Below are 23,962 nucleotides of genomic sequence, written 5' to 3' on the forward strand. Positions count from 1 at the left end.
TCTCGGCATTTTTTATTTAATTTACTACGCTAATGATCTAAATAGTATGTTCTTCATGGCTAAAACGGTGAGCCAAAGGAAGCCAACAAAGCATAATAGCCACTGACATAGCAAACATAATCATACCTAAGCTAAATTGATTGTGTTGTGGTAATAAGGCTGAAAACCATGTTGCAACACCTGATCCCACATTTTGTAATCCCCCCACCAGAGCACCCGCAGAGCCTGCTAAATACGGAAATGGCTCCATTGCACCCGTTGTTGCTAATGGAAATAACATACCAGCACCAAAGAAAAATAGTGCGGCAGGTACCAGAAGAGTCCAAATATTAATGATATTTAGCCAACCGGGGAGCCACATTAAAATACCGGCTGATAAACAACAAAAAACAGAGTGCCACATCAATTGCACAAAGGTTTTACCTTCACGACCAGCATACCAAGCCCCAAAGAATGCGGCAGGGATCGGTAAAATAAATAATATACTGATAGTAATACTATTTAAGCCTAATACTCCGCCCATTAAGACACCGCTTGATGCCTCAAAAACCGCAATACCTGATAATGCACAAATTAGCATAATCAAAAATGCACTGAAGGTACTATTGGAAAGTAGCAAGTAAAATGAGGACAGCATTTTACGTTTCTCAACTTGTACTGGGCGAGTTTCGGGCATCCAACGATACATACAAAAAAGAACACTACTTCCCAATAATAATAAGAAGATATAACACGCATGCCAGCCAAAGAAGTGAGCGACAACACCACCAATCATCGGCGCTAATAATGGGCTAACTAAAACCCCCATGTTTAACAAACTATTGGCGTAACGTAATGCCGTACCTGTATATAAATCACGAGGTTGAGTACGTGTCATGACACCGGCCACACCTGTTCCCATCCCTTGTAAGGTACTTGCAATAACCAGCGTGGTTAAATTTTGTGAGAAAATCGCTACCAGTGTTGATAAACAAAAAATCGTCATTCCGACTAAAATAACAGGGCGACGCCCTACTTTATCGGAGATAGGCCCATAAATGAGCTGTGAAAAACCATAAGAAAAAAGATAAGCACCCATTACTTGCTGTACAGCACCTGTCGGCTCACCAAAATAAACCGCCATATCCGCAATCACTGGAACATAGATGGTTTGCGTCATTTGACCCACAGCAACCAGTGCAATTATCAATAATAATAGATTTGCATGCTCTAACTTTCTCATTTCTTTTCTTTGCTCAGGAATTTCAAATAAATAAATTAACGGACAGGCGTACACTACAGAGAATTTATAAAAATAAACTCTGCAAAATATACACCTTTTAAGAATGAGACTAAGTTAACAAATTTGTAGAAATTTGCGAGATAGTCAGCAATTTTTGTACACCGCCTAATGTCAGAGAAAAACACCATAATTGTCAATATAAATGTACATATTGTGTCATTCATTGACAAAATTTCAGATAAATAACATCACCACATCATCTTGATAAATAAAAAATCGCTTCCTATTTAGAATGAATAAGCGACATAAACGCGTTTATCGTAAGGAGATAACCTCTATGGCAAATTGGGTGAATGGAAAAGTTATCCAAGTTAATCGCTGGACTGACACGTTAATAAGTCTTGTTGTAAATGCCCCAGTTGATAAATTTACAGCGGGGCAATTTGCAAAATTAGCATTAGATATTGATGGCGAACGAGTGCAACGTGCCTATTCTTATGTGAATGCGCCGAATGATCCTAACTTAGAATTTTATCTGGTGACTGTACCCGAAGGAAAATTAAGCCCTAAATTAAGTGCTCTAGAAATAGGGGATGAATTACTTGTCACAGAACAAGCTAGTGGCTTTTTTGTATTAGAAGAAGTTCCTAGTGCCAATACACTTTGGATGCTTTCTACAGGAACAGCCATAGGGCCTTTTTTATCAATTTTACAATTAGGCCAAGATCTGGATAGATTTGAAAATATCGTTCTTGTTCATGCAGTTCGATATGCTAATGACTTAAGTTATCTCCCTTTAATGGAAAAACTCGTTGAGCGTTACCAAGGGAAATTACGTATTCAAACTATTGTTAGCCGTGAGAATCATATTGGCTCATTAACAGGTCGTATCCCTGCATTAATTGAAAGTGGTGCCTTAGAAAAAACGGTAGGCTTAACCATTTCCCCAGAAGAGAGCCATATTATGTTATGTGGTAACCCACAAATGGTAAGAGATACCCAACAACTATTAAAAGAACAACGAGAAATGCGTAAACACTTACGGCGTAAACCGGGGCATATCACCAGTGAACAATATTGGTAATATGAACAGAAGAATAAATAAGGGCAATTTTCTCTTTTGCCCTTATCTGATTTATTTTAATAAAAAGGATTAACGCCAGCGACGGTAATTCACTTGCTCTGTGTGTTTACCAAAGTAGTTTTCACTTTGATTGCCAATAAATACACCACAATCAAGCAACATAATCATCCCAATAAAGGAAGGAAGAAAACGCCCCATCGCCCATTGCCAAAAAGGTTCTAAACTGCTTGTATCAGCCAGTCCCAGCATCACGGCAAGTAAAAGCAATAAAAGCCATATTCCTCTTTTATTTCTATCATGGAGTCTTTTAGTAAAAATCGCACACAAAGGATACAGAATAAAGAAGATCAATATCCACGTTACAATGGCAGGTAATGGATAAATCATATCATTGATAATAAAAAGGCCTAAAAAAAGAGCAAAACAAGCACCTAAACCTGCCCAGAAATCACGGCGTCCAATTCGCCCTTTGAATGAAAATGCCCAATGTTGTAAGGTCATAAATTCTCAATAATTTACTTAATGTGTGAATTACACTGTCCATTTAGTATCAAATAATACAGACTAGTCAATAACAGCACTGACAAACGGAGGACAGATGATAAAAGAAAGTACACTTTCTACGTTATACCTGATAATCATAAGCATTGCTCTTTGTTTGCCAACTACTGTTTTTGCAACAGGGATATCTGTCGCACAAAAGCAGCCCACTAAAGATGATATCGCCTATCTTAAACAGGATGCACCCGTTTTTGAGATAACGATCCCGGAGCTACGAGCAAAATTCAACCAACAAAATCCATTGCTCTCGCTTAATGAATATAAAATTATCACTAATCACGATATTGCCATTCCGCTTGTCAGAGCCGCAACTCGTATTACACCTTATCTTTACTCTTCAGCAATATTAGAACGTGGTAGTGAAAAAATTAAAAGCCTACAACTGACGCTTATCCACACACCAGACTCACCTGAATTAGAAAAAATGAACCGTGAGTTCACCACACAATATATTATGACTTTGATCGCTCAATTTGACCCTTCAATAACGCCTACACAAATTCAAGAAGTTCTCGATTTGTTTGCATTTAAAAACCAAACTCCGGCTTATGTAAGCCATAATGTTGGCGCAATCCGCTATATTATTGCGCATGAAGGTGAACAATTAACAACCTTTGCCATTGAACCGATTAAGCTTTCTTTAAACAGCAAGATCGTTTCAGCTATTCCGTGATAAAAAACAAAGCTATTCTATTCATTGTTCTCTATACTGTTGTGTATCAACAGAATTCATGTTTATTAGCAAACTAAATTTAAACCACTCGGTTGGAGGAAAAGTTATGCGCCATCCATTAGTCATGGGTAACTGGAAACTCAACGGCAGCATTCATATGGTTCATGAATTAATTGCTGCACTACGTAAAGAAGTTAGCGGTGTTGCAGGTTGTGATGTTGCTATCGCACCACCCGCAGTTTACCTATGCCAAGCACGCCATGAGATTGGTGGAAGCCGTATTGCATTAGGTGCTCAAGATACAGGTGTTAACTTATCGGGCGCTTTTACTGGTGAAACTTCAGCAGAAATGCTGAAAAACGTTGATGTTAAATACGTTATCATTGGTCACTCTGAGCGTCGTACTTATCATAAAGAATCTGACGAGTTTATCGCTCAAAAATTCGGCGTGTTAAAAGAGCTAGGTTTAACACCAGTATTATGTATTGGTGAAACCGAAGCAGAAAACGAAGCGGGTAAAACACAAGAAGTCTGTGCTCGCCAAATTGATGCTGTTTTAAATGCTCATGGTGCAGCTGCATTTAAAGATGCGGTTATTGCTTATGAACCAATCTGGGCTATCGGTACCGGTAAATCTGCAACTCCAGCACAAGCGCAAGCTGTTCATAAATTTATTCGTGATCATATCGCGAAGAAAGATGCCGCTATCGCTGAACAAGTTATCATCCAATATGGTGGCTCTGTTAACGATAAAAATGCAGCTGAACTGTTTGGTCAACCAGACATTGATGGCGCATTAGTCGGTGGCGCTTCACTGAAAGCTGATGCATTTGCCGTTATCGTTAAAGCAGCAGCACAAGCGAAAGCGAAAAAATAATTTTTATCTTTCAGGCTTACGCCTTTAATGGATAAAAAATAAAGAAAATCACCTTGCTGAATATAAAACCAGAAGGTGATTTTTTTGTTTTTGCTTTATGACACATCAACGACGACTTATTTCATCAAACACACCACCTGTCGCAAAATGTATTTTCTGTGCTGATTGCCAATCACCAAAAACCTCATCAATCGTAAATAGTTCGAGTTTTGGGAAACTGTTCTGGTATTTCTCAGCAATCACTTTATCTCTAGGGCGATAATAGTTTTTTGCTGCAATCTCTTGTCCCTGTGGTGAGTAAAGATAGTCTAAATATGCTGTGGCAATTTCTTGTGTTCCTCGTTTATCGACAATTTTATCCACTACAGATACCGTAGGCTCTGCAAGAATAGAAACCGAAGGTGTAATAATCTCAAACTTATCGGCACCTAATTCATTAATTGCCAATAATGCCTCGTTTTCCCATGCAATCAATACATCACCAATACCCCGCTCAACAAATGTATTGGTTGCGCCTCGCGCTCCTGAATCTAACACTTCAACTTGCTGATAAAGTGCTTTCACGAATGCTTTTGCTTTTTCGCTATCTTGATGATTAGCTTTTAACCCATATCCCCAAGCGGCAAGATAGTTCCATCTTGCACCACCAGAAGTTTTAGGGTTAGGTGTAATAATGGAAACACCCGGGTTTATCAGTGAATTCCAATCTGTTATCTGCTTAGGATTTCCTTTTCTCACCAGAAAAACAATCGTTGAAGTGTAAGGAGCGGAGTTATCAGGTAGTCGTGTTATCCATTGCTTATCAATACTTCCTCTTTGTGCAATCGCATCAATATCATAGGCAAGAGCTAATGTCACAACATCAGCCTCAATACCATTAATAACCGACGTGGCTTGTTTTCCTGATCCACCATGCGATTGACGAATAGTGACTCTATCTCCCGTTTTCTGTTCCCAATATTGACTAAATGCTTGGTTATATTGTTGATAAAGCTCCCTTGTCGGATCATAAGAAACATTTAATAACTGAATATCTTTAGCCCATAAATTATTAGAAAAAAGCAATGCAACTAAAGTCGTTGATAATAAACCCCATTGTTTAAACATATCGCTCCATCCCCTATCGTTAAATATTTAGCTAGGCTGACAGAAAGTTTTATAACGATGAAATAACAAAAAGCCGATTGATATACACAACAGGAATATAACTATCTATACAAGGGATGTTAGGCAATGTTGATGGAGAATAAGATTATTAAATGAAATGTTTTCACTCGAGAAACTACTCTGACACGGAGACAACATGTATCAGAGTAGTTCACGAATAAGGATAGTACTCAGAAAGGCTAGGGTATTACGATAACACTATTGATTAATAGAGTTTTTTCGCTGTTTCATACCAATCAGCTTTAAAGACACGTTTCATATTCATAACCGCATCAATAATATCATGGTGAACCAGCTTTTCATTTTGAATACCAACACAACGACCGCCGTAACCTTCTAATAGCAGTTGTACAGAATAAGCACCCATACGTGAGGCTAAAATACGATCGTAAGCAACAGGGGAACCACCACGTTGAATATGACCTAATACTGTTGCACGTGTTTCATGTTTAGTTTCAGCTTCAATAAAACGAGCTAATTCATGCACATCACAAACGTGTTCTGTGATTGCGACGATTGCGTGGCGTTTACCACGTTCAATACCTGCTTTGATTTCCGCCAGTAGCTCATCGCGATTAAACGGTAATTCTGCCTCAGGTAGAACAACAAATTCACATCCACCTGCAATTGCCGCAGACAAGGTTAAGTCACCACAATAACGGCCCATCACTTCTACGATAGAGATACGTTTGTGAGACGTTGAAGTATCACGTAAACGGTCGATTGCTTCAACTGCCGTTTCTAACGCCGTGAAATAACCAATGGTGTAGTCAGTACCTGCTACGTCATTATCGATTGTGCCGGGTAAACCGATACAAGGAAAACCAGCTTCCGTTAATTTTTTCGCACCTAAATAAGAACCATCACCGCCAATAACAACTAAAGCATCAAGCTCATTTTGTTTCATGTTATCGATGGCAACAGCACGCACATTGTCTTCACGGAATTCAGGAAAACGAGCAGAACCAAGGAATGTACCACCACGGTTGATCATATCTGACACGCTAAAACGGTCGAGTTTTTTCATGCGATTTTCATATAGCCCCATATAGCCATCAAAAATCCCATAAACCTCTAAACCTTCACTTAGTGCGGCACGAACAACACCACGGATCGCGGCATTCATTCCGGGTGCATCACCACCACTTGTTAAAACCCCAATTCTTTTGATCCCATTGACCATGATTACCTCTGATTCTTATTCGATGTAATTATTGCAAAATTGTTGGAATAACTTTTTATTTCAATATCGGCTTATCTGGTGTTATTTTCCGATATCGCAAATGCTGAATTGATTCAACAATACCATTGTACGCATATTTTTTACCAGTTCATCATTATCGTACATTTTTTTTCATAAACTTGATGCGCATTAAACTAATCAGACAGTCTGTATAAAGTTTAGACTATCTTATCTCAAATGTGTTTCTCTAATAAGTTAACACTTTTTATACAGACACTTTACTGCCTTTTTGCATTCACCTCAAAAAAACGCTATTTATGCTAAAAAATAGCATCGGCATATTTTGATAAATATTCAGTTTTTCTCTAGTACAGCATTCTATCTAACGTTTATCTCTCTATTTCGTGATGACATTCATTCAACGAAAATAATTATCTAAGGTACATTTGTGACCCACAGCAAAGTTCTCTGGGTGATTTACCGCTTTTCAACCTAGACTGATACAGTAGAACTCACACTTACATAGGAGGTTTTATGTTTGATTTAACGGGTAAAATCGCTTTGGTTTCAGGTGGTGCAAAAGGCATTGGTAAAGGTATTGTCATCGCCCTAAAAAAGAGTGGAGCTAAGGTGATTATTGCGGATATTGATGATGTTGCTGGCAATAAAACAAAACAAGAATTAAATGTCGGTTTTATGCACCTGGATGTCACTCAGCAATCCGCCTGTGAAAAAGTGGTTGATGATGTCGTAAAAGAATATGGCAAACTTGATATTCTTTGTTCCAATACTGGCATTTTCCCTCAAGCAACGATTAAAGAGATGACCGAAGCTGATTGGGATAAAATGCATACAGTTAATTTAAAAGGTATGTTTTTTTTAGTGAAAGCAGCACTTCGTGTAATGGAGAAACAAAAACAAGGTCGCGTGATTATTACCTCATCCATTACAGGAGCAATCACAGGCTATCCAGGTTGGAGCCACTACGGCGCAAGTAAAGCAGGACAACTTGGCTTTATGCGTAGCGCAGCATTAGAATATGCTCGTCATGGTATTACCATTAATGCCGTGATGCCTGGAAATATCCTCACTGAAGGCTTACAAGCCCAAGGTGAAGCATATTTAAATCAGATGAAGGCTTCTATCCCAACACATACTTTAGGTGAGCCAGAAGATATCGGCTACGCCACCGCCTTCTTTGCCTCAAATGAAGCAAAATATATTACAGGCCAGACAATTATCGTCGATGGTGGACAGATTTTACCTGAATCACCAGAGGCGTTGTTGTAGATTTCGGGCAAAAAAAAGCCCCTCTCCAGAGGGGCTGCAAAAGACAGGGATGGTGTCTATGGCAAGGAAAAAACTTCGTTGTTGCTACTTACTCTCTAACTAGGTACTGCTGCACTACACTCTTACTTACTTCATTACTAATTCTGTTGACCTTGTTGGTCAAAATCTGACATTTGCTGTTGGTAATTCTTTTCCAACTGCGCTTTCTGTTCTGGAGTTAATAACTGATACATCTGATTATGGACTTTCGCCATTTCAACATGGCGCTCAATCGCTTGTTTATCCATATCCTGCATTTGTGCTCTTACTGCAGCTTCATCAAATTGAGGTGCAGTAACTAATTTATGCATATTCTCATGACGTTGACGGTAGTTTCCGTTATATCTGTCTTGATGATGCTGGCGCATTAAATCGCGCATTTGAGTACGTTGTTGCTCGGTTAATGTGATGCCGTTAAACATATGAGATCCACCATAATTGCGACCCATCATATGTCCACCGTTATTCATCATATGGCCACGTTGTCCGCGGTGACCTCTATAATCACGGTCGCCATGCATACCATAGCCATAACCGCAGTGATAATTACCATTATATTGTTGCTCAGTAGGCGGATTGGTATTTGCGGTTTCTGCTAATACCACCGTCGGAGCTGCTAAAAACATTGATGCTAATGCAACTACTGCTACTTTACGCATTGCTCTTACTCCTAAACTCGGTGATTAATACCGACCTAATTAATGCTACCTAAATATGTGTAATTCTTTGCTATGTGGATTACTATACAGTTGCGGCTGCAAACTAGCGTCAGAGCGTGTAAAAGAACGTAAAGTCATAGATTCGCGCTATTTATTATCGTATTTTTCTCTTGGAGGAATTGACGAATGCATAAAATCTTATTAGTGGATGACGATCGCGAATTAACATCGCTATTGAAAGAACTGCTTGAAATGGAAGGCTTTAATGTTGTAATCGCCTCTGATGGCGAACAAGCACTTAAACTTTTGGATGCTTCTATCGACTTGTTATTACTGGATATTATGATGCCACGTAAAAACGGGATTGAGACACTCAAAGAGTTACGCCAAAATTTCCAGACCCCTGTCATCATGTTAACGGCAAGAGGCAGTGATCTTGACCGAGTACTTGGTTTAGAACTTGGTGCTGATGACTATTTACCAAAACCTTTTAATGATAGAGAACTGGTTGCTCGTATCAGAGCTATTTTACGTCGTTCTAACTGGAGTGAACAAAAACAGACTGATAGCAATACATCTCCAACATTACAGGTTGATAAACTACAACTTAACCCAGGCCGACAAGAAGCGAGTTTTGATGACGAACCGCTAGAGTTAACAGGAACTGAGTTTACTTTGCTTTATCTACTTGCCCAGCATTTGGGACAAGTCGTATCACGCGAACATCTAAGTCAAGAAGTGCTTGGTAAGCGCTTAACACCTTTTGATAGAGCGATTGATATGCATATTTCCAATTTACGCCGTAAATTACCAGAAAGAACAGATGGACAACCGTGGTTCAAGACTTTACGTGGACGTGGTTATCTGATGGTTTCAATAACTTGATAAATATTCTTTATGATAAATAGTCTGTCAGCGCGTATTTTTGCAATATTCTGGCTGACGCTAGCATTAGTTCTTATGCTAGTTATGATGGTTCCAAAGCTGGACTCGCGCCAGCTTACACCTCTTTTAGAGAGTGAATACCGTCAAGGTGTTATGCTAGAACAACATATCGAAGCGGAATTAGCTCAAGATCCCGCGAACGATCTCCTTTGGTGGCGTCGATTAATTCGCGCTATTGATAAATGGGCACCTCCTGGTCAGCGTTTAATTATCGTAACCAGTGAAGGACGCATTATCGGCGCTCAACGTAATGAGATGCAGGTTGTCAGAAATTTTATTGGTCAATCTGATAACGCCGATCACCCTAAAAAGAAAAAATATGGCCGTTCTGAGATGTTAGGGCCATTTTCAGTAAGAGATGGTGAAGATCATTACCAGCTTTATCTTGTTCGTCCATCAAGTAGCCCCCAATCTGATTTTATCAACTTATTATTTGATAAACCGTTATTGCTACTCATATTTACCATGCTTATCAGCACACCGTTATTAGTGTGGCTTTCTTGGAGCCTAGCAAAACCAGCAAGACAACTTAAGAATGCGGCTGATGATGTTGCGAAAGGTAATTTACGTCCTCATCCTGAACTAGAAACGGGTCCTCAAGAGTTTTTAGCAGCAGGCACCAGCTTTAATCAGATGATAAGTGCCCTCGAACGCATGGTTGAGGCACAACAACGATTGATTTCTGATATTTCTCACGAGCTTCGCACACCATTAACACGCTTACAATTAGCGAGTGCATTGTTGCGTCGTCGTAGTGGTGAAAGCAAAGAGCTAGAACGTATCGAAACAGAAACTCAGCGCCTTGATGGTATGATTAATGACTTGCTGGTACTTTCTCGTAATCAACATAAAAATGAGTTATTACGTGAAACGGTAAAAGCCAACGAGCTATGGGATGACATTTTAGATAACGCTAAATTTGAAGCTGAACAAAGTAATAAGACACTGCAAGTTACAACGCCTCCGGGAGCATGGCCTATTTACTGCAATCCATATTCTCTGGCGAGTGCATTTGAAAATATTGTTCGTAATGCCCTGCGTTATTCAAATTCTCGCATTGAAGTTGCCTTTACTGAACAAAATCAAGGTATCACCATTATTGTTGATGATGATGGCCCAGGTGTTAGCCCTGAAGATAGAGAACATATCTTCCGACCATTTTATCGCACTGACGAAGCAAGAGATCGTGAATCAGGTGGCACAGGCTTAGGATTAGCCATTGTTGAAACAGCAGTAAGCCAACATAGAGGTCATGTTAAAGCCGATGACAGCCCATTAGGCGGGCTGAGGGTTGAGATTTGGTTGCCGAGAGCGGGAAAATAAGCCTAATGCCAATTAAATTTATTTAAATTACATAAAGAACCACTAGTCATTCAAATCTTATGATTAGTGGTTTTATTTTTATGTTATCTGTAAATATAGTTTTTCATTTCAATAATATTGTACTGAATAACATAATCAGATAACAATCATCTCTAAATATATCACTTATTACACTTTTATAACTTAACCAACAGACTATCTAATAATATTACCCCAGCCATGCATTACCGCATTTCATAAAGCTCTCTTTAAGACTAATATATTTACATTGTGTATAATAACAAAACTATACAACACAGCATGAACTCTGGGTACTTTCCCAGTGCGGTAGCTATATTTTTAGCTTTCAGAGAATCAGTTAATGAATACAATAACAGTCACAAGCCCATTGTTCCCACCATTAGAAACTTTAGAACCTTACTTAAAAGATATATGGAATAAAAAATGGCTAACGAACAATGGGTATTATCACCAATGCCTTGAAAACGCGCTTTGTGAATACTTAGATGTCCCTTATATCAGTTTATACTCGAATGGAACATTAGCCTTAATAGCAGCAATCAATGCATTAGAACTTGAAGGTGAGGTGATAACGACACCATATAGTTTTGTTGCAACAAGTCACGCTCTATTACACAGCAATATCTCTCCTGTCTTTGTTGATATCGAACCAGATACCTATAATATCGATCCCAGTAAAATAGAAGCTGCAATCACAGATAAAACAAGTGCTATTTTACCTGTTCATGTTTATGGTCGCCCATGTAATTATGAAGCAATACAAAAAATTGCAGATAAGTATAATATTCCTGTCATTTATGATGCAGCTCATGCCTTTGGCGTTAAAGAAAATAACCGCTCAATATTAAACAATGGTGATCTATCTATTTTAAGTTTTCACGCAACTAAAACTTACTCCACCATCGAAGGGGGAGCAATTATTTGTCACACCAAAGAAATGAAAGAAAAACTCGATAGATATAAAAACTTTGGTTACACAAATGAAACAGTAATTGATGAGTTAGGCTTCAATGCGAAACTCAATGAAGTACAAGCTGCATTTGGCCTAGCTACATTAAACTATATCGATGAAGCAATAGATAAAAGAAGAAAAGTCTCTGAGTTTTATCATGCTCATTTGAGTAATATACCTGGCATTACTCTACCTAATATACCAGAAAACTTAATGTGGAATTATTCTTACTATCCTATAATAATCGATGAAAATAAATATAGTAAAAAAAGAGATGAGCTTTATCTAAAATTAAAAGATAATAATATAATCAGCCGTCGATATTTTTACCCATTAATCACTGACTTTAATATTTACAACCAATACAAAGTAGAAACACCAATTGCAAAAAAAATATCTGAAAGTGTTATTTGCCTACCAATTCATCATTTATTAAGTAATGATGATTTAAACAGAATTATAAATGTTATTAAAAGCTAAAAAATGACAATAAATAAGTTAAAAACACCTCTTCCTGAAAAAGAAATAATTGATAGATGGAGCTCTGAAGAGGTTATCATTAGTGTAATATGCTGCACGTATAATCAAGAAAAATATATAGAAGACACTATACTTGGTGTGCTTTGCCAAAATACATCTTATAGATATGAATTTATTATACATGATGATTGCTCTACAGATTCAACATCAAATATAATAAAAAAATATGCAAACAACTACCCCACTATAATTAAACACATCATTCCATCTAAAAATATTTATTCACAAGGTTTAAAACCTTCGGTTAATGCTCTATCATTTTCTAATGGGAGTTATATAGCATTATGCGAAGGAGATGATTTTTGGATAGATAATAAAAAACTTGAAAAACAAATAAATATTTTAGAAAAAAACAAAGATATTAACATTTGCTTTAGTTCTGCATATACATTAGAACAAGATGGAAAAATAAATGTAATAGCTAATTATAGTAAAACTTCATTTATTACACCTTTATCAGAAGTTATTAGACAAGGTGGTGCATATATGCCTACTGCATCACTTGTATTTAGACGTAATGTAGCATTAGAATTTAAAAAATATTTTGAGAAAGCACCCGTTGGTGATTATTATTATCAAATATTAGGGAGTATCGACAATGGAGCCCTTTACTTACCAGATATTACATGTGTATATCGAATTAATGCTTTAGGATCATGGTCTCTATCAAAATTAACAATCAACGAAGAAAAATTAAAAAAAGAACTAATTGAACACGAGAAACACCTTACAAAATTAATAACATTAGGTGCAAATAGAGAAGATATAAATTTTGCAATCTCTAGTATATATAGAGTAAGCGCTAATGAATCTTTTGTAGCAAAAAAATGGGAACTTGCTAAGCTTCTTATAGAAAAATCTTGGATGCTTCATAAAAACATTAATCGAAATCAACAAAAATTATTTAAATATAGGAATCATTTAAGAATTTTGTATATCCGAGAAAAAATAAAATTAATAACAAAGATAATTATAAATAAACAGTAAAAGGGAATTATACACAATGACTTTAGCTGTAATGCAACCATACTTATTTCCATATATTGGATATTACCAATTAGCTTATCATAGCGATATATTTATATTCTACGATGATGTTAACTATATTAAAAATGGCTATATAAATAGAAATAGTATTTTAACAAAAAACGGCCCTCAATTATTCACAATTCCTGTAATAAAAGCATCCAGTTTCAAAAAAATTAACGAACTATATTTTCAAGAAGATGTTAGAAAAATATTAGCATCTATATCACAAGCATATTCTAAAGCTCCCTACTTTCCTTTTATATATCCTATAATTGAAAAAGTATTAACAGATAAAAATAGAAACATTGCTCATATAGCATCAAACTCAATAATTGAAACATTTAAATATTTAGAAATTGATTTTAAATACAACTATTCATCATTAATAAATAACAATAAAAATATAAGTGCTAAAGAAAGGTTGATAGAACTTTGTAATATTTACAATTGTAGAAACTATGTAAATAGTGTAGGAGGAAAGAAACTCTATAATAAAGAGGAGTTTTTATCCAATAATATAAACCTTAACTTTATTACGCCCCAAAATGTTCACTACATACAATATAATTGCAAATCATATCAACCAAATTTGTCTATGATTGATGTATTAATGAATAATTCAAAATCTGAAATTAAAACTTTATTAAATAAATATTTATTAGATTAAGGCTCTCATTTTATGCAAAAAGAAATAGGTGGCTATTTTGAGTTAGAATCTTTAGTTAACAAACCTTGGTATGAAAATAATATAAGATTAAACAGCGGAAGATCAGCTTTATTATTATTAATTAAAATATATAATATAAAAAAACTACTTTTACCCTATTTTTTATGCAATAGTGTAAAAGAATATTTACATAAAAACATATCAAATATAAAAATAAACTACTATCATATCGACAGTAATTTCTTACCCATTATTGAAGAAGTAGAAAATTCATTTTTATATATTGTGAACTACTATGGTTTTATTTCCAACGAGACTATATTAAAATATAAAAATAAATATAAAAATATTATAATCGATAATACACAGGCTTTTTTTCAACCACCTATATCTAATGTACCCACATTATATTCTTGTAGAAAATATTTTGGTATTCCTGATGGTGCTTATTTATTTTGTAACAAAGTAATTAGTAATTCCTTTAATGATACCAAAATAAAAGATGATCTAATTCCACTGATAGGAAGAAGCGAGGAATGTGCAAGTAATTATTATGAACAGCATATAAATTGTGAAGAAAAAATTTCAAATATCCCTATACAGTCCATGTCTAAATTTTCAGAAAATATACTGGGCGCAATCGATTATGAAAAAACAATAATAAAAAGAAATACTAATTTTTCTTATTTATATAAAAACCTATCACATATTAACAGCCTTGATATATTAAAAAACACAATCCCTGATGCACCTTTTTGCTATCCTTTATTAATAAAAAACTCAGATAATTTAAAAAAACACTTAATTAAAAATAAAATATACATACCCACACTATGGCCTAATGTATTAGAGGAATGTGATAAAAGTAGTATTGAATATAACTATGCTAAAAACATACTTCCGATCCCCTGTGACCAACGATACGATATTAACGATATGAATATTATCATAAATATGATCGCTAAACATAAGGTATAACCTAATGAAAAAAATAATAATATTTGGAGCTACTGGTAATGTTGGCTCCTACCTAACCCGTTATTGTTCAGATTTCTTTAATGAGAGTAATTTTGAAATTATTGCGGTTGGTAGTCGTGAAACTAATACTTTTGATGCATATAATATAAAATATGTTAGTGTTGATATTACCAACTCAGCTGATTTTGAAAAATTACCTACTGATAATATTCATGCTGTTATGCTTTTAGCAGCAAAAATTCCATCTTATATGGATGAGTATGACCCTTATGAATATTTAAATGTAAATATCATGGGTGCTTTTAACGTATTAGAATATTGCAGAAAGGTTAAAGCTGATAGAATTCTTTATACTCAGACTGTTTTCGATATTTCATTACATGCAGGAGAAAATATTACTTTATCACCTGACTTAGAAAAGAGTTTTGATTATAAAGGTGACCATGCCGTCTATGTTATTTCAAAAAACACTGCTTTAGAATTAATTGAGCATTATCATCAAGAATATAATCTTAAAAAATTTATTTTTAGGTTACCCACTATATATAATTACAGCCCATATCATTATTATTTTCCAAATGGAAAAAAAGCTAAAAGACCTTTATACCAAATGATAGAAAAAGCAGAAAAAGGTGAAGATATCGAATTATGGGGAAACCCAAATTACGCTAAAGATATGGTTTATGTTGATGACTTTAGCCAAATGCTGTGTAAAGCGACATTAGTGAATAGAAACGAAGGTTTTTATAATATAGGTACAGGTATTCCTATTACACTCCAGGAACAGATAGAAACTATCATTGATGTTTTTTCTCCTCCAGAAAAAAAATCAAAAATCGTTTATATGCCAAATAAACCATATGGTGGCGGTTTTCTAATGGATGTATCAAATGCTAAAGAAGAGCTAGGCTATGAGCCACAATATGATTGTAAAAAACTATTTGAAGCTTACAAAGCTGAAATGAACCTAAAAAGATTCGACGAACTTCGTAAGAAATAAATATCACTTATCCAATCTCAACATTACCATCTAAATATTATGGCATTAATAATATTTAGATGGTTGCCTATCTTTTTACCCTATTCCTTTTCAGCTTATTTTTAACAACAACGGCTCTAAGTACCCAACCATCAACAAATAGAGCAGTAAAATTACTGTATCGATATATAGCGCTACTTATTAGAGAAGAGGTAGCATGTTCTTTTTGCTAGCATCTAACGATGCAATTCAGAATGATCTGGCTGAATCGAGCGTTATTCCAGTATTTATATATCCTCAATCAATGCTAAAATACCCAGCTATTACTTGACCGTCTGGTTTGAAGAGTCTACTCTCAGTGCGGTTTTCAGCATATAGTTAAAGTATGCTTATATAATAAAACTCTTATATTACATATAGTTAAGGGTTTTCCGAGATGAATTTTGGCGCTCTGGGGGCCGTAAACCCAGTGCGGTAGCTATGCTAAATATGAATATATTACATATCACTAGAAATATCCCCATAAAAAATCTAAATGGTAATCCAATAATTCTTAACATTATAAAGGAATTAAAGAAACGAGGAATTTATCAGCAAGTATTATTTCCAGCAGAATACATACCTAAACTCCCTTTTTTACCTCAGAGATATAAAATATTTTCTACCTTAAAAAAAACAACCCACATAGATAATAATATAAAACTTTTATTTTATAATTTTATTAGACTTCCAAAGTTTTTTGAGTTTTCTTTATGTAGTATATATATAAAAAATAATATTTATGATTTTATTAAAAACACAGATATTATTCATGCTCATTATATTTTACCTGATGGATTGATCGCTTATAAACTAGCCAAGAAAAAAAATATAAATTATATTGTTAGTATTAGACAAGGTGATATTGATAGAATAAAAAAAATAAAACATTCCGGTTTTTATTTTAATCAATACAAGCTTGTCTTAGAAAATGCATCTTTTGTTATTGCTATCAATAAGAGTATAAAGAAATATATAGAAGATGTTTTTAATATAAAAACAATTAATATTCCACATGGAGTTAGTAAAAGTAAATTCCCATTAGCACTCCCCATAAAAAATAAAAATGAAATAACAATAACAACCTGTGCCCAATTAATAGAAAGAAAAAATATAGATTGGGTAATCGATGTGTTTAATAAAATTAGAAGCCCCATAAAAAATATAAAACTTAATATTATTGGCGATGGGCCATTATATAATAAACTTTTATCTAAGAAAAATAAAGATATCTATTTCCATGGTTGGAAAGATAATAATGAAGTTTTAAATATATTCAGCAAAAGTGATATTTTTATATTACCAAGTGATAATGAAACATTCGGAATGGTGTACATAGAAGCTGCAATTAATGGATGTGTCATTATTGGAAAAAAAGACACTGGAATAGATGGATATTTAAGCTCAGATGATGGAGCGTTCTTCATTTCATCTCCAGATGAGTTATATTTTGTACTCAATGATTTAATTGAAAACCATACATTACTTGCGGATTTAAAAAATAAAATTTATAAAAAATCCCAAGAATCATTTTCTTTAGAAGAAATAATAACAAAGTATATCAATATTTATGAAAAAGCTAAATAACTTCATCATACCAACTATTATATTTTTTATATTTCTATTCTCTTATGGAAGCTTTATATCAATAAAGTATTCATATATGGGATTTTCGGATAATTTTTCTCTATTTGATTTTTTTATTTCATATTCCTTATTAAATTTATGTTTTTTATATTATATTTTTATTAAAAATGATTTTAATAGGCTAATTTGCTTTTTTATTTTGATATTCAACACTATTCCAAACAGTGTGTTATATTCCTATCAGCTATCTAGTATTAGTATAATTATCTGGTCATTAATAGCGATTCCAATAACAAATATCATTTTAAATTTTACGATTAATATTAAGTTTAAGAAAGTAAAACTAACCGAAAGATCTATTCTATTTCTTTTATTTTCTCTTATGTTGCTTTGCTTGATTCCTGTAATTTTAGCGCATGGCATAAAATTTAACTTTAATGTTTTTCTATTTAAAGATATATATGATATACGAAGAGAATCTAGGTTATCTAATACATCACTTTCTGTATATGGTTATTTTTGGTTAGCTAAAGTGATATGTCCTATCAGTATCATATATGCTCTAGAAAAAAAGAATAAACTATTATTCATTATATCAAGTGTAGTACTACTATATCTATTTATGACTACTGCACATAAATCTGTATTCCTCACCCTTTTTGTTATTTTAGGTTTTTATATTGGTGCCAATAATTATAAAGAAAAATATTCTCAAATTACAAAGGCCGCATTAGCATTATTTATAATAATATTGTCTCTAAGAATATTTGCAGATTTTGAAGAACCTGAATCATTATTAATACGTAGATTATTTTTTATTCCGTCACTATTAAATTATTACTTTTTTGATTTTTTTCAATCTTCTTTTACTTATTATTCAAATTCATATTTATCGCTTTTTATAGATTATCCTTTTGATAAAACTATTCCTCAGTTAATTGGTAAAGCTTATTTTAACAGTGAAGAAATGAGTGCTAACAATGGTTATATTAGTGATGGTTATGCTAATTTAGGCCAAATAGGAGTTTTCATAAATATACTTCTAGCTAGTATAGTATTTAAAGTTTTAAAAATTTCAAATTTTCCTCCAAAATATTTTGGTTTAGTTTTTATTACAATATATGCTATTCAAGGTAGTGCATTTTCGACTTTTCTATTCACTCATGCCGGTGTCTTACTTTTAGTATTAGCACCTTTATTATTTAATAAAAAGAATGAAAAATAAAATTATAAAACTACTATTGGGCCCAGTATTTGGTCATGGAATAACTTTTATTTTAACCCCATTTTTCATGAGCAAATACACTCCTAATATCTTTGGAGAATATGCATTTTTTATTTCTTTGATTGGTTTATTTCTAGCTATATCATGCCTTCGTTTTGAAGCAATATGCTTGGTCTGCACAGATAAAGAATTAGATAATATTATTACTTTGTCCTTACTTTCTTCATTTCTTGTTTCTTTATTTGTTTTTATAATATCGTCCTTATTAGGATATAAATTTTCCTTTTACTTATCTATAGCTATATTTTCTCAAGCCTTACAAGTTATTATTTCTAATATCTTATTAAGAAATAATAAACATTACCAAGCTTCAATTATTAGATTTATATTTCTCAGTTCCATTCCTGTGCTACAGTTAGTATTAGCATTACATGATTTTCCTGAAGGTCTTATACTAGGGTACTTTTTATCGTCTATTTTACTTTCTATTTTATGCCTTGTTTATCTTAAGTTTTTGAAGCGAAATCTTAGAAAAAAAACAAACTTATATAATTATATATTTAAGAAATATAAAAGTTATTATATAACCAATAGCATATCCAGCCTAATAAATAGTTTTACTAGTCAAATATTACCAATTAGTATACAGTTTTTATTTGGTCCCTATGTATTAGGTTTAATAAATATTATGCAGCGCTTATTTATTAACCCATCTAATTTTATTCTACGAATAATTATGCAAGTCTACAATAAAGAATTTTCAGAAAAACTAAGGAAGAAGGAAAGAAAATCAGCTTCAACTTTATTTTATAAGACAAGTGTTTTTTGTTTCATTACAAACATTATAATATTTTCATTTATTTATTTTTTTATGACGTTTATACTTACAATATTTAACAATGAAACTATAAATAATTGGGTGGAATTAAAAGTATATTTAATACCTATATTGTTTCTTTGTATAGTACAAGGTGCAGTAATTCCCATATCACAGTCATTAACATATCTAGAAAAACATAAATTTCAATTATACCTTGAAGCTTTTAAGTTATTTACATTTATATCTTTGATATTCATTTCAAAATATATAAACCAATCTTCAGTAGAATATATATACTGTTATTTAATATATAGTGTTATTTTTTATATTATTTTATACATTAAAATAGGAATACATCTTAAAAGTGGAAAAGCATAATAACATTCATATTTATTTTAGAACTCCTAGGCAGTGGATAAAGAACTTAGCCATAAAGCTAGGTTGTAGTTTTTCTCAAGAAAAAACAAAGCAAATGTTTGAGAAAAAAAGTTTCAAAGAAAATATATTAGATTTATCTAAATCGATACCATGGCTTCCTCCTTTAGAATGGTTAATTCCATATCATTTACTCACTCCAATTCCAGATAACACTCAATTAATTATAGAGTCTGGTTCTAAACTTATATTTACTAAAAAAAATTATGTGGTTTATGTAGAATCTGGTATCGGCTTATTTTCTTATAATACAAAAAAGATAAATAAAACAAATCTATTTTTCTTCAAAAGGTTAATAAAAAAGAAGAATTTTAAAGGATTTATTTTTTATTCTGAAGCATCACAGGAATCTACCAAACAAATTTTCATTCAAGCAAACATTGAAAATTTATTTTCTAGCATGAATTTAGGGGTGATATATCCTTATTCATCAACTGAAAAAAAAATCATTCCTAATGATACACTCAATTTATCAACATCACCTATAAAATTATTATTTTGCTCAAGTAGTTTCAATTTAAAAGGAGGGAGAGAAGTTATGCTCGCTTTTGAATCGTTGAAACACTTAAATATTGAATTATATTTAGTAACAGATGAAGAAACACTGAGGAATATATCAACCAAAAAATTAAAAAATGTTAATCTAATACCATTTAATTTATCAACTAGTGAATATTTAGAACTAATAAAAAAAATAGATATAATTATCCATCCAACATATTTTGATACCCATGCTCTATCTCTACTTGAGGGTATTAAATTAAAAAAACCATCAATAGCCACAAATACTTTTGCAATTCCAGAATATATTATAGATGGTGTTACTGGGATTTTAATAGAGAATAGATATCATCCATATGATAAGTTAAAAAAACCAAATTTTTCAGGGAAAGCTCTCACTTATGCAAAAAAAATAGAAAATATGGATACTAATCTTCAATTAGTAGAAGATATAAAGAAAGCCATCGAAACATTATATTCCAATATAGATTCATTTAATGAAAACTGTTTTAAAATAAGAAAAAATGAATTAAATGATGAATATATAATTACACAATGGGAATCTATATTCAAAAAATACAGAAATTTTTGATATTACTGTACAAGAAATAAGGTATATAAAATGAAAATCACCATCTCCGGTACTGGCTATGTCGGTCTATCTAACGGAATACTTCTTTCCCAAAACAACAAAGTTGTTGCGTTAGATATCAATAAAGAAAAAGTTGAATTACTGAACAAAAAAATCTCTCCAATTACAGACAAAGAAATTGAAGAGTTTTTAGCAACCAAAGAGCTCGACTTTACAGCAACCTTAGATAAAGAATTCGCTTATAAAGATGCTGACTTCGTTATCATTGCAACCCCGACCGATTACGATCCTAAAACAAACTACTTCAATACCTCTTCTGTAGAGTCTGTTATTCGTGATGTTTTAGAATATAATCCAAACACAACAATGATTATTAAATCAACCATTCCTGTTGGTTTTACTAAAGAGATGAGAGAAAAATATAATACGAATAATATTATCTTTTCTCCTGAATTCTTACGTGAAGGTCGAGCACTTTACGATAACTTATACCCTTCTCGTATTGTGATTGGTGAACAATCAGAAAGAGCACAAAAATTTGCAGACCTTTTACAACAAGGCGCATTAAAGAAAGATATTGATATTCTTTTTACAGACTCAACAGAAGCAGAAGCGATTAAATTATTTGCTAATACTTATCTAGCATTACGTGTTGCTTATTTTAATGAGCTAGATAGCTACGCTCAAGCTTACAACCTAAATGCAAAACAAATTATTGAGGGTGTCTGCTTAGATCCGCGTATTGGTAATCACTACAATAACCCATCATTCGGTTATGGCGGTTACTGCTTACCAAAAGACACTAAACAACTATTAGCAAACTACGACTCGGTTCCTAATAATATTATTAGTGCAATCGTAGAAGCTAACCGCACGCGTAAAGACTTTATTGCAGACTCTATTATTGCAAAATCACCAAAAGTCGTCGGTGTGTATCGTTTAATCATGAAGTCGGGTTCTGATAATTTCCGTTCTTCTTCTATCCAAGGCATTATGAAACGTATTAAGGCCAAAGGTATTGAAGTAGTGATTTATGAACCTGAAATGCAAGAAGAAACCTTCTTTAATTCAAAATTAGTTCGTGATTTAAATGAATTTAAATCAATCTCTGATGTTATTATTACCAACAGAATGTCATCAGTGCTAAACGACGTTGAAGAAAAAGTTTATACTCGTGACCTATTTGGTAACGATTAATTATATATTTACCCTCAAACTAGGCTGTAGTTCTGATGTTATCTGAAAATACTAATTTTTTAATATCTATCATTATGCCATCCTATAATTCAGGAGAATATATATGTAAGTCTATCGATTCAGTTCTGAGACAATCCTATAAAAATTTTGAATTAATCATTATTGATGATTGCTCTAATGATAATACTATTGAAATAGTATCCTCTTACAAAGACGAAAGGATAAAAATATTAAAAAATGAAGCTAATCAAGGCGCAGGAATTACTCGTAATAAAGGATTATCACTTGCTAATGGACGTTTCATTTGCTTTTTAGATAGTGATGATTATTGGCGAGATGATAAGTTAGAAAAACAGCTTAGTTTTATGCTATCTAATAGTATAGATTTTTGTTTTTCCGCTTATGATAGAGTTTCTGAAGATGACGCTTTTATCTGCAAAATTGGGGTTCCTGAAAAAGTAAGTTATTCAGATATGCTAAAAGTCTGTTCTATCGGTTGTTTAACAGTAATGTTTGATAAAGATAAATTTACTGATTTTTCAATGCCATCAATAAGAAAAAGACAAGATTATGCTCTCTGGCTAAAACTACTGAAACAAACACCTTATGCTTACGGAATAAATGAGTCGCTTGGTTCTTACAATGTAAGAGAAAATTCAATTTCCTCCAATAAATTTGATGCAGCAAAACACCAATGGCGGATTTATCGAGATATAGAGAATCTTAATCTATTTTCAGCTTCCTATTATTTTTCTCATTATGCTTTTAATGGTTTTTTTAGATCTAAATTTCCTTCTCTAGCTAAAAAACTGGGTCTTTTGGAATAATATTAGTTTCTACATTGTCTTAGGCTTTATATGCTCAATATCGTCTTATTTGAACCCGAAATTCCACCGAATACGGGTAATATTATCCGCCTGTGTGCTAACACAGGCTTTCATCTTCATTTGATCCAGCCTTTGGGTTTTACTTGGGATGATAAACGCCTACGTCGTGCAGGGCTTGATTACCGTGAGTTTGCTGATATTAAACAGCACCACGATTACTATGCTTTTTTAGAAAGTGAAGGTTTAAACCCAGATAATGCACAATCACCGACAGGTGCGCGTGTATTTGCGTTAACAACAAAAGGCACACCAGCACATAGCAATGTGAGCTATCAAGATGGAGATTATCTCCTTTTTGGACCTGAAACCCGTGGGTTACCGCCTTATGTATTGGATAATATGCCAACACAGCAGAAAATCAGAGTTCCAATGCTTGCTGATAGTCGCAGTATGAACCTATCAAACACCGTTGCCGTTGTGGTTTTTGAGGCATGGCGTCAACTCGGTTATCCTGGTGCATTGCTAAGAGACTGAAATTAAAAAGCGCTGA

At 33.3% G+C, this 23,962-nt stretch carries 22 protein-coding genes; 17 read left to right on the forward strand and 5 right to left on the reverse strand.

Annotated features, from left to right (window positions below):
• Window positions 1-37: 37 nt before the first annotated feature.
• Window positions 38-1,222: a multidrug efflux MFS transporter EmrD gene (gene emrD, locus ABN217_RS12025; protein WP_072070633.1), complete on the reverse strand. Its 1,185-nt coding sequence runs from the start codon at window positions 1,220-1,222 to the stop codon at window positions 38-40.
• A 337-nt stretch (window positions 1,223-1,559) separates the two neighbouring features.
• On the opposite strand from emrD, the gene fpr reads away from it, so the two are divergent.
• A complete protein-coding gene (gene fpr, locus ABN217_RS12030; RefSeq protein WP_072070634.1) occupies window positions 1,560-2,306 on the forward strand; it encodes a ferredoxin--NADP(+) reductase in 747 nt (248 codons plus the stop codon).
• 69 nt (window positions 2,307-2,375) lie between these two features.
• Here the strand turns inward: fpr and ABN217_RS12035 are convergent, their stop codons facing one another.
• Window positions 2,376-2,807: a DUF805 domain-containing protein gene (locus ABN217_RS12035; RefSeq protein WP_196554606.1), complete on the reverse strand. Its 432-nt coding sequence runs from the start codon at window positions 2,805-2,807 to the stop codon at window positions 2,376-2,378.
• A 97-nt stretch (window positions 2,808-2,904) separates the two neighbouring features.
• Between ABN217_RS12035 and ABN217_RS12040 the strand changes: the two genes are divergently transcribed.
• Both ABN217_RS12040 and tpiA read left to right on the forward strand, forming a co-directional pair.
• On the forward strand, window positions 2,905-3,540 hold the full coding sequence (locus ABN217_RS12040) for a DUF1454 family protein (protein ID WP_072070636.1): 636 nt from the start codon (window positions 2,905-2,907) through the stop codon (window positions 3,538-3,540).
• A 106-nt stretch (window positions 3,541-3,646) separates the two neighbouring features.
• Window positions 3,647-4,417 carry a triose-phosphate isomerase gene (gene tpiA / locus ABN217_RS12045; protein ID WP_069366847.1) on the forward strand — a complete coding sequence of 257 codons (771 nt, stop codon included), beginning with the start codon at window positions 3,647-3,649 and terminating at the stop codon, window positions 4,415-4,417.
• Window positions 4,418-4,522: 105 nt separating this feature from the next.
• Here tpiA and ABN217_RS12050 read toward each other — a convergent pair whose 3' ends face one another.
• Window positions 4,523-5,524: a sulfate ABC transporter substrate-binding protein gene (locus tag ABN217_RS12050; protein WP_349459449.1), complete on the reverse strand. Its 1,002-nt coding sequence runs from the start codon at window positions 5,522-5,524 to the stop codon at window positions 4,523-4,525.
• Between the two features lie 265 nt (window positions 5,525-5,789).
• Window positions 5,790-6,767, reverse strand: coding sequence for a 6-phosphofructokinase (gene pfkA, locus ABN217_RS12055; protein ID WP_072070638.1), 978 nt, complete (start codon window positions 6,765-6,767; stop codon window positions 5,790-5,792).
• A 534-nt stretch (window positions 6,768-7,301) separates the two neighbouring features.
• On the opposite strand from pfkA, the gene fabG reads away from it, so the two are divergent.
• Window positions 7,302-8,057 carry a 3-oxoacyl-ACP reductase FabG gene (gene fabG / locus ABN217_RS12060; RefSeq protein ID WP_349459450.1) on the forward strand — a complete coding sequence of 252 codons (756 nt, stop codon included), beginning with the start codon at window positions 7,302-7,304 and terminating at the stop codon, window positions 8,055-8,057.
• 137 nt (window positions 8,058-8,194) lie between these two features.
• On the opposite strand, the gene cpxP is transcribed toward fabG, so the two are convergent.
• Window positions 8,195-8,755, reverse strand: a complete 561-nt coding sequence (gene cpxP, locus ABN217_RS12065) for a cell-envelope stress modulator CpxP (protein WP_349459451.1) — start codon at window positions 8,753-8,755, stop codon at window positions 8,195-8,197.
• A 186-nt stretch (window positions 8,756-8,941) separates the two neighbouring features.
• Here cpxP and cpxR point away from each other — a divergent pair, with 186 nt between their 5' ends.
• The 13 genes from cpxR to trmL all read left to right on the forward strand — a co-directional run bounded on the left by cpxR (window position 8,942) and on the right by trmL (window position 23,946).
• The gene (gene cpxR, locus ABN217_RS12070) at window positions 8,942-9,640 is read left to right on the forward strand and encodes an envelope stress response regulator transcription factor CpxR (protein ID WP_109409897.1); all 699 of its coding nucleotides are present in this window, start codon (window positions 8,942-8,944) and stop codon (window positions 9,638-9,640) included.
• Between the two features lie 12 nt (window positions 9,641-9,652).
• Window positions 9,653-11,023, forward strand: a complete 1,371-nt coding sequence (gene cpxA, locus ABN217_RS12075; protein WP_196554610.1) for an envelope stress sensor histidine kinase CpxA — start codon at window positions 9,653-9,655, stop codon at window positions 11,021-11,023.
• 361 nt (window positions 11,024-11,384) lie between these two features.
• Entirely contained in the window at window positions 11,385-12,476 is a 1,092-nt protein-coding gene (locus tag ABN217_RS12080) for a DegT/DnrJ/EryC1/StrS family aminotransferase (protein ID WP_196554611.1), read from the forward strand.
• A gap of 3 nt (window positions 12,477-12,479) precedes the next feature.
• Window positions 12,480-13,523 (forward strand): glycosyltransferase, encoded by a 1,044-nt coding sequence (locus ABN217_RS12085; RefSeq protein WP_349459452.1) that lies wholly within the window; start codon window positions 12,480-12,482, stop codon window positions 13,521-13,523.
• Window positions 13,524-13,539: 16 nt separating this feature from the next.
• Complete coding sequence (locus ABN217_RS12090; protein WP_349459454.1) at window positions 13,540-14,232, forward strand: WbqC family protein; 693 nt, start codon at window positions 13,540-13,542, stop codon at window positions 14,230-14,232.
• Window positions 14,233-14,244: 12 nt separating this feature from the next.
• Window positions 14,245-15,210, forward strand: a complete 966-nt coding sequence (locus ABN217_RS12095) for a hypothetical protein (RefSeq protein ID WP_349459455.1) — start codon at window positions 14,245-14,247, stop codon at window positions 15,208-15,210.
• Between the two features lie 4 nt (window positions 15,211-15,214).
• Window positions 15,215-16,210 (forward strand): NAD-dependent epimerase/dehydratase family protein, encoded by a 996-nt coding sequence (locus ABN217_RS12100; RefSeq protein WP_072070680.1) that lies wholly within the window; start codon window positions 15,215-15,217, stop codon window positions 16,208-16,210.
• Between the two features lie 468 nt (window positions 16,211-16,678).
• Window positions 16,679-17,815, forward strand: a complete 1,137-nt coding sequence (locus ABN217_RS12105) for a glycosyltransferase family 4 protein (RefSeq protein WP_349459456.1) — start codon at window positions 16,679-16,681, stop codon at window positions 17,813-17,815.
• Window positions 17,816-18,437: 622 nt separating this feature from the next.
• On the forward strand, window positions 18,438-19,040 hold the full coding sequence (locus ABN217_RS12110; RefSeq protein WP_349459457.1) for a hypothetical protein: 603 nt from the start codon (window positions 18,438-18,440) through the stop codon (window positions 19,038-19,040).
• Window positions 19,041-20,224: 1,184 nt separating this feature from the next.
• Window positions 20,225-21,388, forward strand: a complete 1,164-nt coding sequence (locus tag ABN217_RS12115) for a glycosyltransferase (protein ID WP_349459458.1) — start codon at window positions 20,225-20,227, stop codon at window positions 21,386-21,388.
• Window positions 21,389-21,418: 30 nt separating this feature from the next.
• Entirely contained in the window at window positions 21,419-22,585 is a 1,167-nt protein-coding gene (locus ABN217_RS12120; protein WP_349459459.1) for a nucleotide sugar dehydrogenase, read from the forward strand.
• 35 nt (window positions 22,586-22,620) lie between these two features.
• Window positions 22,621-23,412, forward strand: coding sequence for a glycosyltransferase family 2 protein (locus ABN217_RS12125; RefSeq protein WP_349459460.1), 792 nt, complete (start codon window positions 22,621-22,623; stop codon window positions 23,410-23,412).
• 30 nt (window positions 23,413-23,442) lie between these two features.
• The gene (trmL, locus tag ABN217_RS12130; RefSeq protein ID WP_036933349.1) at window positions 23,443-23,946 is read left to right on the forward strand and encodes a tRNA (uridine(34)/cytosine(34)/5-carboxymethylaminomethyluridine(34)-2'-O)-methyltransferase TrmL; all 504 of its coding nucleotides are present in this window, start codon (window positions 23,443-23,445) and stop codon (window positions 23,944-23,946) included.
• The last annotated feature ends 16 nt before the right edge of the window (window positions 23,947-23,962 follow it).

This window comes from Proteus sp. fly-1067 (assembly GCF_040139345.1).
GTDB lineage: Bacteria > Pseudomonadota > Gammaproteobacteria > Enterobacterales > Enterobacteriaceae > Proteus > Proteus vulgaris_B.